The organism is Streptomyces sp. 13-12-16 (genome assembly GCF_002114215.1).
GTDB lineage: Bacteria > Actinomycetota > Actinomycetes > Streptomycetales > Streptomycetaceae > Streptomyces.
The window spans coordinates 1,568-15,360 of record NZ_NCTE01001140.1 but is presented as its reverse complement, the minus strand read 5'-3'; the positions used below and the strand labels follow the sequence as shown (position 1 = coordinate 15,360).

Annotated in this window: 7 protein-coding genes and 1 pseudogene; 4 read left to right on the top strand and 4 right to left on the bottom strand. The window is 70.5% G+C overall.

Annotation, left to right across the window (positions count from 1 at the left end):
- Window positions 1–397 precede the first annotated feature (397 nt).
- Both B7767_RS36535 and B7767_RS36530 read left to right on the top strand, forming a co-directional pair.
- Window positions 398–2,224: a long-chain fatty acid--CoA ligase gene (locus B7767_RS36535; RefSeq protein ID WP_085575780.1), complete on the top strand. Its 1,827-nt coding sequence runs from the start codon at window positions 398–400 to the stop codon at window positions 2,222–2,224.
- 92 nt (window positions 2,225–2,316) lie between these two features.
- Window positions 2,317–3,150, top strand: a complete 834-nt coding sequence (locus B7767_RS36530) for an aldo/keto reductase (RefSeq protein WP_085575779.1) — start codon at window positions 2,317–2,319, stop codon at window positions 3,148–3,150.
- 63 nt (window positions 3,151–3,213) lie between these two features.
- On the opposite strand, the gene B7767_RS36525 is transcribed toward B7767_RS36530, so the two are convergent.
- The 3 genes from B7767_RS36525 to B7767_RS36515 all read right to left on the bottom strand — a co-directional run bounded on the left by B7767_RS36525 (window position 3,214) and on the right by B7767_RS36515 (window position 6,752).
- Window positions 3,214–3,915, bottom strand: a complete 702-nt coding sequence (locus B7767_RS36525; RefSeq protein ID WP_085575778.1) for an SDR family oxidoreductase — start codon at window positions 3,913–3,915, stop codon at window positions 3,214–3,216.
- 67 nt (window positions 3,916–3,982) lie between these two features.
- The gene (locus B7767_RS36520) at window positions 3,983–4,873 is read right to left on the bottom strand and encodes a trans-aconitate 2-methyltransferase (protein ID WP_085575777.1); all 891 of its coding nucleotides are present in this window, start codon (window positions 4,871–4,873) and stop codon (window positions 3,983–3,985) included.
- 166 nt (window positions 4,874–5,039) lie between these two features.
- Window positions 5,040–6,752 (bottom strand): glycoside hydrolase family 6 protein, encoded by a 1,713-nt coding sequence (locus B7767_RS36515; RefSeq protein ID WP_085575776.1) that lies wholly within the window; start codon window positions 6,750–6,752, stop codon window positions 5,040–5,042.
- 494 nt (window positions 6,753–7,246) lie between these two features.
- Here B7767_RS36515 and B7767_RS36510 point away from each other — a divergent pair, with 494 nt between their 5' ends.
- Window positions 7,247–10,162 carry a glycoside hydrolase family 48 protein gene (locus tag B7767_RS36510; protein ID WP_085575775.1) on the top strand — a complete coding sequence of 972 codons (2,916 nt, stop codon included), beginning with the start codon at window positions 7,247–7,249 and terminating at the stop codon, window positions 10,160–10,162.
- 143 nt (window positions 10,163–10,305) lie between these two features.
- Window positions 10,306–12,975 carry a cellulose binding domain-containing protein gene (locus B7767_RS36505; protein WP_085575774.1) on the top strand — a complete coding sequence of 890 codons (2,670 nt, stop codon included), beginning with the start codon at window positions 10,306–10,308 and terminating at the stop codon, window positions 12,973–12,975.
- 79 nt (window positions 12,976–13,054) lie between these two features.
- On the opposite strand, the pseudogene B7767_RS36500 reads toward B7767_RS36505, so the two are convergent.
- Window positions 13,055–13,793: pseudogene (locus B7767_RS36500) on the bottom strand (rhamnogalacturonan lyase); the annotation flags it as partial.

Here is a 13,793-nt window from a genome sequence, read left to right as displayed (position 1 = left end):
GGCGCACGGGCGGCGCCGCCCCTCCGCCCAGGGCGCAGCGGACGCGTTGGCGTCGGCGATCCTCGCGGGCGGCGACCGGCTGCACCGGGGCGGGCGGGGGTGACGTTCCGGCCGGCGCGCACGCTGGGACCGATGGGGCCGCGGGACGCCCCAAGGGGCGGTCATGAGGTCGTACAGATTCGGTGGAGATTGCTCCACCGAAACTTACTCCTCGGTCAGGTTTCTGTCCGACCCTTCCCCATGTGGGCGCATTTTCCTCCCCTGACCAGCGCGGACGAGAGCTCCGCCCGTCTTCCGCTCCCCTCCCGCCCCCCGTCCGCGTGGGGTAGCTTTCACGGCGCCGTGCGGGACGAGGGCGTCGCCGCACCATTCCGGCGCCGAGGAGCGGGGAGCGGGTTTGCGCGAGTTCACCAACCCTCCGTCGGCCCTGGAACCTCCGGTGGGCGGCCTGGCCGACGTGGTCTTCCGGTATGCCGAGGAGGACCCGTCGCGCGTCGCGCTCGGCCGCAAGGACGACACCGGCCGGTGGCGGGACGTGACCGGCGCGGAGTTCCGCGACGAGGTGCTCGCCCTCGCGAAGGGCCTCCTCGCGGGCGGCGTCCGGTTCGGCGACCGGGTCGCGATCATGTCCCGTACCCGGTACGAGTGGACGCTCTTCGACTTCGCGCTGTGGACGATCGGCGCGCAGGTCGTGCCCGTCTACCCCACCTCCTCCGCCGAGCAGTGCCTGTGGATGCTGTACGACGCGGAGGTGACGGCCGCGATCGTGGAGCACGAGGACCACGCGATGACGATCGCCACCGTCATCGACCGGCTGCCGCGGATGCGCCGGCTGTGGCAGCTCGACGCGGGCGCGGTGCAGGAGCTGTACGACGCGGGCGCGCACCTCGACGACGAGGTGGTGCACCGGCACCGGCAGGCGGTCACCCCCGACTCGGTCGCGACGATCATCTACACCTCGGGCACCACCGGCCGGCCCAAGGGCTGTGTGCTCTCGCACGGCAGCTTCATGTACGAGGCGGACACCGTCATCGAGCGCTGGGAGCCGGTGTTCCACTCCCGCCGGGGCGACGAGGCGGCGACGCTGCTGTTCCTGCCGCTCGCGCACGTCTTCGGGCGGATGGTGGAGGTCGCGGCGATCCGCGGGAGGGTGAAGTTCGGTCATCAGCCGCAGCTGAACGCGGCGGCGCTGATGCCCGACCTGGCCGCGTTCCGGCCGACGTTCTTCCTGGCCGTGCCGTACATCTTCGAGAAGGTGTTCAACGCGGCGCGGCGCAAGGCGGAGCGGGAGGGCCGCTCGGGGCCGTTCGAGAAGGCCGTCGAGGTGGCCGTCAAGTACGCGGACGCGGTGGAGGCGAGGGCCTGGGGCACCGGGCCCGGCCCGTCCGCGGCGCTGCGGATGCAGCACCAGCTCTTCGACAAGCTCGTCTACGCCAGGATCCGGGCGGCGATGGGCGGCAGGATCCGGCACGCCATGTCGGGCGGTTCGGCGATGGACCGCCGGCTCGGGCTGTTCTTCGCGGGCGCGGGCGTGCACGTCTACGAGGGGTACGGCCTCACGGAGTCGACGGCGGCGGCCACCGCCAACCCGCCCGAGCGCACCCGGTACGGGACGGTCGGCCGGCCCATCCCCGGGGTCACCGTGCACATCGCGGACGACGGGGAGATCTGGCTGCACGGCGACAACGTCTTCGACGGCTACCTCAACAACCCCGGGGCCACCGCCGAGGCCCTGCACGACGGCTGGCTGGCCACCGGCGACCTCGGCTCCCTCGACGAGGACGGCTACCTCACCATCACCGGCCGCAAGAAGGAGATCCTGGTGACCTCCGGCGGCAAGAGCGTCTCGCCGGGGGTGCTGGAGGAGCGGGTGCGGGACCATCCGCTGGTCAGCCAGTGCATCGTCGTCGGCAACGACCGCCCGTACGTCGCCGCGCTGGTCACCCTGGACCAGGAGGCCGTCGAGCACTGGCTGGCGATGCGCGGCAAGCCGCGGATGCCACCGGCCGAGCTGGTGCGGGACGCGGATCTGGAGACGGAGGTGCGGCGGGCCGTGGTCGCGGCGAACACCCTGGTCTCGCAGGCCGAGTCGATCCGGACGTTCCGGATCCTGGCACAGCCGTTCACCGAGGAGGACGGGCTGCTCACGCCGTCGCTGAAACTGAAGCGGAGGGCGATCGAGAAGGCGTACGAGACCGAGGTCGAGGCGCTCTACCAGGCATGAATTTCCCGGTCAGGAATGCGCCACGGGTCGTGATCGTTGACGATGGGGGTAACACCTGTAGTACCTGACCACAACCGAAGGATCGAGAGCTCGTGAGCAAGGTCCCCCCGATCACCCTGAACAACGGCGTCGAGATGCCCCAGCTGGGCTTCGGCGTCTGGCAGGTGCCGGACGCGGAGGCCGAGACGGCCGTGACGACGGCGCTGGAGGCCGGCTACCGCAGCATCGACACCGCCGCGATCTACGGCAACGAGGAGGGCACCGGACGGGCCCTCGCGAAGTCGGACGTCCCGCGCGAGGACCTCTTCGTCACCACCAAGCTCTGGAACAGCGACCAGGGGTACGACTCCACCCTGCGGGCCTTCGACACGTCCCTGTCGAAGCTCGGCCTCGAGTACGTGGACCTGTACCTGATCCACTGGCCGGCCCCCGCCCTGGACCGGTACGTCGACACGTACAAGGCGTTCGAGAAGCTGCTCGACGACGGCCGGGTCCGCGCCATCGGCGTGTCCAACTTCCTGCCGGAGCACCTGGAGCGGCTGACCGCCGAGACGTCGGTGGTCCCGGCGGTCAACCAGATCGAGCTGCACCCGCATCTGCAGCAGCACGCCTCGCGTGAGTACCACGCGGAGCGGGGCATCGCGACCGAGGCGTGGTCGCCGCTCGGTTCCGGCAAGGGGATCCTGGAGATTCCGGCGATCGTGGCGATCGCGCAGAAGCACGGGCGTACGGCGGCACAGGTGGTGCTGCGCTGGCACCTTCAGCTGGGGAACGTCGTCATCCCGAAGTCGGTGACGCCGTCCCGGATCGCGGAGAACATCGACGTGTTCGGGTTCAGCCTGGACGCGGAGGACCTCGCCGCGATCAGCGCGCTGAACGAGGACCGGCGGATCGGGTCGCACCCGGCGGAGTTCAACGGCGGCTGACCGTACACACACGACGGCCTCTCCCGCCGGAGGAGAGGCCGTCGCGCGTCCGGTCGGCGGTGATCAGTTGGGCTGGCCGACGGGCCGTACGACCACGGTGTTGACGTCGACACCGGCGGGCTGCCGCAGGGCCCACACGACGGAGTCGGCGATCTGGTCGGCGGTGAGCAGATCGCCGGGCGGGAGGCTGCCGTAGGAGTCCCAGAACGGGGTCTCCACCCGGCCGGGCGCGATCAGGGTGACGCCGACACCCCACTCGGTGACCTGCCGCCGGGTGTTCTCGGCGAGTCCGGTCACCGCCCACTTGGTCGCCCCGTAGAAGTTGCCCGGTGTGGGCACGAACCCGGCGACGCTGCCGACCAGGACGATGCGCCCGCGGGTCTCCTTCAGGGCGTCGATGGCGGCCCTGATCAGCAGCGCGGGCCCGAGGACGTTGGTCAGCACCATCTCGGTCCACCCGGCTGGGTCGCCCTCGGCGACCGAGTCGTGGGTGGCGAAACCGGCGTTGGCGACGATGGTGTCCAGGCGGCCGAACCGCGTCAGCGCGGTGTCGACCGCCGTCCGTACGTCGTCGTACTCGGCGGCGTTCCCGGTGATCGTCAGCAGGTCCTCGGGCTCACCGAGTTCCTTCGCGAAGTCGCGCAGCCGCTCCTCACCGCGTCCGGTGACGGCCACCCGCTGCCCCGCGTCCAGCAACCGCCGTGCGACGGCGGCGCCTATGCCGCTGCCCCCGCCGGTGATGAGCGCGACCGGAGAGTCGGTCATGGAAACCCCCTGTGTGTCGTTGCGTGCCGGGGAGTCCATCACTTGGAGAGCTCTCCAAGTCAAGTCGTCACACGGGCCGCACCGCCGCGTGGACCGTGTGGGCCGCCAGGACGAACACGTCCGGGCGGTGGTGGACGCTCGCCCTGTCGCCGGGGTCGAGGAGGCGGTCGAGGGTGGCGAGGTCGTCGGCGTCCAGGTCCTCGCCGACGACCTCGCGGGTGCGGGTGAGGGCGGTGACCACGTAGGCGCGGGCGCGGTCCGTGACCGGGGCGGGGAGGTCGAGGAGGAAGGTGCGCGAGCGGGTGTGGTGCAGGCCGGCCGAGGTGAGCAGGGCCGGCCAGTCCTCGACGACGGCCACCGAGCCCGGCAGTTCGGCCCGCATCCGGCCGAACCGCTCCTCCTCCACCGCGTCGATGCGCGCCTGGAGACCGGGCCGGCCGAACCCGATGTCGCGGGGCAGGAACCGGGGAGGCAGACCGCCCTCCATCACGGCCAGCGTGCCGCCGGGCGCCAGCCGCGCCGCGCAGGCGGCCAGCGCCGCGGCCTGGTCCCCGAGGTGGTGCACACTGCGGCTGGCCCACAGCAGGTCGGCCGGGTAGTCCAGCTCGCCGAGCACCTCGGGGAGTTCACCGGCGAGGGTGCCGAAGCGGTCCCCGACGCCCTGGCGCCCGGCCCGGTCCCCGGCCCGCTCCAGCAGTGGTTCGGAACCGTCGACGGCCACGATCCGCGCGCCCGGGAAGGTCTCGGCGAACAGGCACGAGATGACGCCGGGCCCGCTGCCCGCGTCCACGATCAGCCCCGGTTCCGTCACCTCCTTCGCCAGCCAGTTCAGGGCCCGCTCGTAGAGCGGTGTGAACAGCTCCGCCTGGGATTCGAGCAGGGGGGCCAGCTCGGCCCAGTCGTGGTCGTGCCCATGACCGTGCTGGTGGTCGTGCGTGTGGTCGTGGTCGTGCGCCATGGTGCTCAGCCTCTCCGCTCGGATGCCGTCAGGGTGCGACGACGCACCGGGAGGGGGCAACCGGCGTTGCCGCTTCCGCAAAAGGGTGCCGTACGGAGGGGTACGCGGCGGTCCGCCGGGGCCGGACCCGGCAGGTCCTGCCCCGGCGGACCGGTGGTTCAGCCCGTCACGACAGCGGCGGGTACGCGTTCTTCATCAGCTCCTGGAACTGGGCGGAGAACCAGTGCCCGGAGATCGGGGCGTTGCCCAGCGCTCCCGACATGTTGTTGTCGTTGCGCGGGTTGCCGGTGTACGTCGGGTCGCACATCCGGTCGAAGCCCTTGCCCTCGTCGTTGTCGATGGCCTCGCTGGCCCCGTCGGACTCACCCGGGGGCTTCATCCACACGTAGGCGTCGATCCCGGCCTCCGGGGAGGCCTGCGGCCGCTCACCGAGGCCGGCTCCCGACTGGTTGCACCAGTTGCCCGTGTTGAACCGGCGGTCGTAGCGGCCGCCGTCGACGTAGGTGTCCACGCTGGTCGTGGCGCCGGGTCCGGTGGGCCGGTTCGCACCGCCCCAGCCGTTGCGGGAGGTGTCGATCAGCATGCCGATGCCCGAGTCGAAGCCGATCGAGACCAGCTGGTTGCGCAGCGCCTGGGCGTACGACAGCTCGTCGACGTAGCGGTTCCAGCTGACCCACTTGGACTCGCGCACCGACTTGCCGGCCACGCTGTCGCCGATGGAGAAGTGGTCCTCCTTCAGCGCGCTGTAGTTGGCCGTGTTGGCGATGAAGCCGTGCACGTCGGCGACGGTCGCGCCCTCGGCGGTCGCGGCCTGCTTGAACATGTCGGCGGAGGCGCCGAAGTTGTCGTCCCAGCCCAGCCAGCCGTGGTGGCCGGCGTCCACGTAGTTGTAGACGTTGGACACGTCGCCGAGCTTGTTGAGGGCGTAGCCGACGCCCTTGACGTAGTTGCCGTTGGCCTTCATCACGTCGCAGTTGGGCGTGGCGGTGGCCCGCGGGGAGACGTTGGTGACCAGGTTCGGCAGGGAGTCGATCTCGACCGTGGTGACGATCCGCAGCGAGGCGTACTTCGAGTCGGCGAGGATGGCCTTGATCGGGTCGATGTACTGCGTCTTGTACTTGTCGATCTCCGTCGGACCGAGCTCGCCGTTGGAGGCGAGGGCGGCGCAGTCACGGCCGGGCAGGTTGTAGATGACCAGCTGGATGACGAGCTCGCCGGAACCCTTCTGCCGCAGGGCCTCGTCGAGGTGGTCGCGCAGGCCCATCTTGCCGTTGGCGCCGTTGATGGCGGCGGTGCGGTCCAGCCAGACACCGGTGGGCTGGTTCGCGATGCGGCTGCCGCCCGGCTCGGCGGCGGCGTTCGCGGACCACTCGGGGTTCACGTACACCTTGGCGCCGTCGTAGGGGTTGTTCACCCGGCCGGTCGGGTCCGGCGGCGGGTCGGTGGGGCCGCCGCCGGAGTCGACGTTGCAGGTCACACCGTCGAGGGTGAAGGTGGCGGGGACGGCGTTGCTGCCGCTGTAGGTGCCCTGGAAGCCGAAGGAGGTCGAACCCCCGGTGGCGAGGGTGCCGTTGTAGGACTCGTTGGCGGCGGTGACGTTCGCGCCGGACTGGCTCACCTTGGCGTTCCAGCCGCTGGCGATCCTCTGGTTGCCTGCGTAGGACCACTTCAGCGACCACGACGACTTGGCGGCGCTGTTGTTGGTGATCGTCACGGACGCGGTGAAGCCGGAGCCCCAGTCGTTCTGCACCTTGTAGTCCACGGTGCAGGGGACGGCGGCAGCCGCGCCGGCGGCGCCGGGGACGGCGGCGATCGCCGTCCCGGTGGCGCCGGCGACCAGCGCCATGGCGGCGAGAAGCGCGGTTCTGGTGCGACTCATCGTGCGGGTTTCCTATCCGTAGGGGGCTGTCCTTCTTGGGCGCGCGCAGACGATCGCGCGGCCTGGTGCCTCACGGGTGGGGATGCCGTTCAGACCTGATGGGGGGCAGGCCTGCGGTGCCGGCCGGGGGTTTCCGGGCAGCACGGACGGCACGTGGATCCCACGGGAACGAGCGCCCCGCGTCAGGTGCTCCACACGTGCACGGGGGCGGCTAAAAGTACTGAACGCGGGGGGTGGCGCATCGAGCGACTCCTTGCAGCTCGGACGCGTCGTGACGGACGCGTCGACTGATGGAACCGCTCCCACTGGTGCACATGAAGCTAGCGCCAAGTGACGGTAAAGAACAGAGGGTCAACCGACTTTCGCGCAAGTTCAACCGTCGAATGTTTTCGATTCGCCCCAAGGCTTGACCGCCCCCCACCCCATCCTCACTATGGGAGCGCTCCCACTGGTTCAAGGCTTGACATGTCCGAGTCGCAGGAGGAACCAGCACCATGCATCCCCCACCCAGGAGACGCAGAGGCTTACGGCGGTTACTGACGGCCGTCGCCGCTGCTCTCGCGCTTCCGCTGACGATGCTCTCGGCCGGCTCGGCTCCCGCTCAGGCGGCGGCCGTCCAGTGCAGCGTCGACTACAAGACGAACGACTGGGGTTCCGGATTCACCGTGGATCTGACCCTCACCAACCGCGGTTCGGACGCCATCGACGGCTGGACCCTGACGTACGACTACACGGGCAACCAGAAACTCTTGAACGGTTGGAACGGCAGCTGGTCGCAGTCCGGCAAGACCGTCACCGTGAAGAACGCCGGGTACAACGCCCGGATCGCCGCCGGCGCCGCCGTCACGACCGGCGGCCAGTTCACCTACAGCGGCAGCAACGCCGCTCCCACGTCGTTCGCCATCAACGGCACCACCTGCGTCGGGGCCCACCAGCCGCCGATCACCGTGCTGACCAGCCCGGAGGCCGGCGCCGTCTACACGCAGGGCGAGACGATCCCGCTCGCCGCCACCGCGGCGGCGGCCGACCAGGCCACCATCACCAAGGTGGAGTTCTACGACGACACCGAGCTGCTGGGCTCCGACACCAGCGCGCCCTTCGCGCTCTCCGTCGGCGGTTTGACCGTGGGCAGTCATTCGCTGGTGGCGAAGGCCTACGACAGCATGGGCGCCTCCGCCGACTCGACCCCGGTCGGCATCACGGTCGCCTCGGGTCCCGCCGTGGTGGCCACGCCGTCCCAGCTCGGCGTCCAGCAGGGCGAGTCGGGCTCGTACGAGGTGAAGCTGTCCAAGCAGCCGGCCTCGAACGTGACCGTCACGACGAGCCGGGCGAGCGGCAACTCGGGACTGTCGGTCTCCGCCGGCGGGTCGCTCACCTTCACGCCGTCGAACTGGAACACCGCGCAGAAGGTGACGATCGCCGCCGACTCCTCGGGCAGTGGCTCGGCGGTCTTCGAGTCCTCGGCACCGGGCCACGCCAAGGCGGCGGTCACGGTGACGCAGCTGGGCGCCCAGAAGACGTACGACGCGCGCTTCCTGGAGCTGTACGGGAAGATCACCGACCCGGCGAACGGCTACTTCTCGCCGGAGGGCATCCCGTACCACTCGGTCGAGACGCTGATCGTCGAGGCGCCGGACCACGGCCACGAGACCACCTCGGAGGCGTACAGCTACCTGCTGTGGCTCCAGGCGACGTACGGCAGGGTGACCGGTGACTGGTCCAAGTTCAACGGGGCCTGGGAGATCATGGAGAAGTACATGATCCCGACCCACGCCGACCAGTCGACCAGCTCCTTCTACAACGCCTCGAAGCCGGCGACGTACGCACCCGAGCACGACACCCCCAACGAGTACCCGTCACAGCTCGACTCCAATGTCTCGGTCGGTCCCGACCCGATCGCGTCCGAGCTGAAATCCGCCTACGGCACGGACGACGTCTACGGCATGCACTGGCTCCAGGACGTCGACAACGTCTACGGCTACGGCAACTCGCCCGGCAAGTGCGAGGCGGGCCCGTCGGACACCGGACCGTCGTACATCAACACCTTCCAGCGCGGCCCGCAGGAGTCGGTCTGGGAGACCGTCCCGCAGCCCACCTGCGACGCCTTCAAGTACGGCGGCAGGAACGGTTACCTGGACCTGTTCACCAAGGACGCGTCCTACGCCAAGCAGTGGAAGTTCACCAACGCCCCGGACGCCGACGCGCGGGCCGTGCAGGCCGCGTACTGGGCGGACCTGTGGGCGAAGGAGCAGGGCAAGGGCTCCCAGGTCTCCGCGACGGTCGCCAAGGCCGCGAAGATGGGTGACTACCTGCGCTACGCCATGTACGACAAGTACTTCAAGAAGATCGGCAACTGCACCAGCCCGTCCTGCCCGGCCGGCACCGGCAAGGACGCCTCGCACTACCTGCTCTCCTGGTACTACGCCTGGGGCGGCGCCACCGACTCCTCCGCGGGCTGGGCCTGGCGCATCGGCTCCAGCCACGCGCACGGCGGCTACCAGAACCCGTTCGCCGCGTACGCGCTGAGCGAGTACGCGCCGATGAAGCCGAAGTCGGCGACGGGCGCGGGCGACTGGGGCAAGTCGATGCAGCGGCAGCTGGAGTTCTACCGCTGGCTGCAGTCCGACGAAGGAGCCATCGCGGGCGGCGCGACCAACAGCTGGGCAGGCCGGTACGCCACCCCGCCGTCCGGTACACCGACCTTCTACGGCATGCACTACGACGAGAAGCCGGTCTACCACGACCCGCCGTCCAACCAGTGGTTCGGCTTCCAGGCGTGGTCGATGGAGCGGGTGGCCGAGCTGTACCAGCAGACCGGCAACGCCCTCGCCAAGTCGGTCCTCGACAAGTGGGTCGACTGGGCGCTGTCCGAGACCACGGTCAACCCCGACGGCTCCTTCCGGATCCCCGCCACGCTGCAGTGGTCGGGCAAGCCCGACACCTGGAACGCGTCGTCGCCCGGCGCCAACAGCGGGCTGCACGTCACGGTCGCCGACTACTCCAACGACGTGGGTGTGGCCGGAGCCTACGCCAGGACGCTGACGTACTACGCCGACCGCTCGGGCGACGCGGAGGCCGCGTCCACGGCCAAGGCGCTGCTGGACGGCATGTGGGAGAACAACCAGGACGCGCTCGGCATCGCCGTCCCGGAGACCCGCGCCGACTACAACCGCTTCGACGACCCGATCCACGTCCCGAGCGGCTGGACCGGCACCATGCCCAACGGCGACACGATCAACTCGTCGTCGACGTTCGAGTCGATCCGCTCCTTCTACCAGGACGACCCGGCGTGGTCGAAGATCGAGTCCTACCTGGCGGGCGGCGCCGCGCCCACCTTCACGTACCACCGGTTCTGGGCCCAGGCCGACATCGCCCTGGCCTTGGGCTCGTACGCGGAGCTTCTCGAATAGCCCCCGCCGACGCTCCGCGTACCGGCTCCGGCACCTGACGCCGGGGCCACAAACGGCCGGGCGGTCCCACGCGCGCACGGTGGGGCCGCCCGGCCCTCGCACGCTCTCCCCACTCCACCTCCCCCCAAGAGGAAGGAACCCCCGTGCGAAGAACCCGTGTCCTCACGACCGTGCTCGCGCTTGCGGCCGGTCTGCTCGCGGGCGGCCCGCCCGCCCTGGCCGCCGGCGCCCCGGAGCCGGCCACCACGCTCGCCGCCGACACCTACACCTGGAAGAACGCGCGCATCGACGGCGGCGGCTTCGTGCCCGGCATCGTCTTCAACCGCAGTGAGAAGGACCTGGCCTACGCCCGTACCGACATCGGCGGCGCCTACCGCTGGCAGGAGTCCACCAGGACCTGGACCCCGCTGCTCGACTCGGTCGGCTGGGACGACTGGGGGCACACCGGTGTGGTGAGCCTCGCCTCCGACTCGGCCGACCCCGACCGGGTGTACGCGGCGGTCGGCACGTACACCAACGACTGGGACCCGGCGAACGGCGCCGTCCTGCGCTCCACCGACCGGGGCGCGAGCTGGAAGAAGGCCGGGCTGCCGTTCAAACTGGGCGGGAACATGCCGGGGCGCGGCATGGGGGAACGGCTGGCGGTCGACCCCCATGACAACGATGTGCTGTACCTGGGCGCGCCCAGCGGCCACGGGCTCTGGCGGTCGACCGACGCGGGCGCCACCTGGTCCGAGGTGACGGCGTTCCCCAACCCCGGGAACTACGCGCAGGATCCCGGTGACACCTCCGGGTACGCGTCCGACAACCAGGGCATCACCTGGGTCACCTTCGACGAGTCGACGGGCGGCGCCGGGGCGGCGACGAAGACGATCTACGTCGGGGTCGCCGACAAGGAGAACGCCGTCTACCGTTCGACGGACGCGGGCGCGACCTGGCAGCGGATCGCCGGGCAGCCGACGGGACACCTGGCCCACAAGGGCGTCCTCGACGCCGAGAACGGCTACCTGTACCTGGCCTACAGCGACACCGGCGGCCCGTACGACGGCGGCAAGGGCCGGCTGTACCGGTACGCGACGGCGACCGGCACCTGGACGGACATCAGCCCGGTGGCGGAGGCCGACACCTACTACGGCTTCAGCGGCCTGACCGTGGACCGGCAGAACCCGGGCACGGTGATGGCGACGGCGTACAGCTCCTGGTGGCCGGACACGCAGATCTTCCGCTCGACGGACAGCGGCGGCACCTGGACGCAGGCGTGGAGCTACACGTCGTATCCGAACCGCGAGAACCGCTACACGATGGACGTCTCGTCCTCCCCCTGGCTGACCTGGGGCGCGAACCCCTCGCCGCCGGAACAGACGCCGAAGCTGGGCTGGATGACGGAGGCGCTGGAGATCGACCCGTTCGACTCCGACCGGATGATGTACGGGACGGGCGCGACGATCTACGGCACGGAGAACCTGACGAACTGGGACGACGACACGTCGTTCACCATCACCCCGATGGTGCGGGGCCTGGAGGAGACGGCCGTCAACGACCTGATCTCTCCCCCGTCGGGCGCCCCGCTGATCAGCGCGCTCGGTGACGTCGGCGGCTTCCGGCACACGGACCTGACCAAGGTGCCGTCGATGATGTTCACCCAGCCGAACTTCACGTCGACGACGAGTCTGGACTTCGCCGAGTCCGACCCGAACACGGTGGTACGGGCCGGCAACCTGGACTCCGGGCCGCACATCGCGTTCTCGACGGACAACGGCGCCAACTGGTTCGCGGGCACCGACCCCTCGGGGGTGAGCGGCGGCGGGACGGTCGCGGCGGCGGCCGACGGCAGCCGGTTCGTGTGGAGTCCGCAGGGCGCGGGTGTGCACCACACGACCGGGTTCGGCACGTCCTGGTCGGCGTCGAGCGGCATCCCGGCGGGGGCGGTCGTCGAGTCCGACCGGGTGGACCCGAAGACGTTCTACGGGTTCAAGTCCGGGAAGTTCTACGTCAGTACGGACGGCGGCGCGACGTTCACGGCCTCGTCCGCGACGGGGCTCCCGGCCGGCGACAGCGTGCGCTTCAAGGCACTCCCGGGTGCGAAGGGCGACGTGTGGCTGGCGGGCGGGGCGAGCGACGGCGCGTACGGCCTGTGGCACTCCACGGACTCGGGCGCGACCTTCACCAAGCTGCCGAACGTCGACGAGGCCGACACCGTCGGCTTCGGCAAGGCGGCGCCGGGCGCCTCGTACCAGACCCTCTTCACCAGCGCGGAGATCGGCGGCGTGCGCGGCATCTTCCGCTCCACGGACCGGGGCGCGACCTGGACCCGGGTCAACGACGACGCCCACCAGTGGGGCTGGACGGGTGCGGCCATCACCGGTGACCCGCGGGTCCACGGCCGGGTCTACGTGGCGACCAACGGCCGCGGTGTCGTCTACGGCGACACCGCGGACACCGGCGGCACGGACCCGGAGGAACCGGAAGAGCCCGAGGAGCCCGGTCCGTCGGGCGCCTGCGAGGTGACCTACAGGATCACCAACCAGTGGACCGGCGGCTTCCAGGCCGACGTCCGGCTCACCAACACGGGCTCGGCCGCCTGGAACGGCTGGTCCCTGAACTGGTCCTTCGCGGACGGCCAGAAGATCTCCCAGCTCTGGAACGGGTCCCCCACCCAGTCCGGTCCAGCGGTGACGGTACGCAACACCGACTGGAACGGCACGGTGGCGGCGGGCTCGTCGGTCGCCTTCGGCTTCACCGCGACCCGGTCCGCGACGAACACCGCGCCGACCGTCTTCGGACTGGGCGAACGGACCTGCGCGGTTCGCTGAGCACGTGAGAAGCCCCCGGCCCGCCCGTACACCGGTACGGGCGGGCCGGGGTTCCGGCCGGTTCGTCCAAGAGGTCCGCTCAGGGGGTGAAGACCGGGGGCCTGGGCGGCGTGGGCATGTCGGCGCCGATGAAGAAGCCGGTGTGCGGGGGCTGGTTGTAGGCGGTGTTCTGCCAGGCCAGGGCCGTGCGGTACAGGGTGTCGTGGAGGAGGGTGGTGATGCGGCGGTCCGTGTCGTGGGGGGTGGAGTAGATGCGCAGGTTCTTGTTGTCGCCGGTGCGCCAGACGACCTCCTCGCGCCAGTCGCCCAGGATGTCGCCGGACAGCACCGGGGTGGCCTTGGTGCCGTTGTTCGAGGAGACGCCCGAGCCGGTCAGCAGTCGGGTGTCGGAGGACGTGCCGTACTTGTCGATGCGGGTGCCGTCGAGGAGTTCGCGGACCGGGTCGCCGTCCCACCAGGCCAGGAAGTTGGTGGAAGAGGGCTTGCGGCCCTTGGTGCCGCCGCCCTCGTCACGGATGCCGCCGTCGGAGGAGGACCACATCTCGGGACCGGAGTCGCCCGCGTGGACGTCCCCCGCGACTCCGCGGCCGTTGTCGCAGCAGGCGGAGAGCTTCCAGCGGACCGCGCCGTTCGAGGGGTTGATGTACAGCGCGGCGGGCTGGCCCGTGGACTCGGAGACCTTGTAGTACTCCAGGCCGGACGTCGACGCGTCGAGGTCGCCGAGGTGCTGGGCGTCGCCGTGGCCGGTCCTGGTGGTCCACAGGCCGTTGCCGTTGTCGTCGACGGCCATCGAACCGTAGACGATCTCGTCCCGGCCG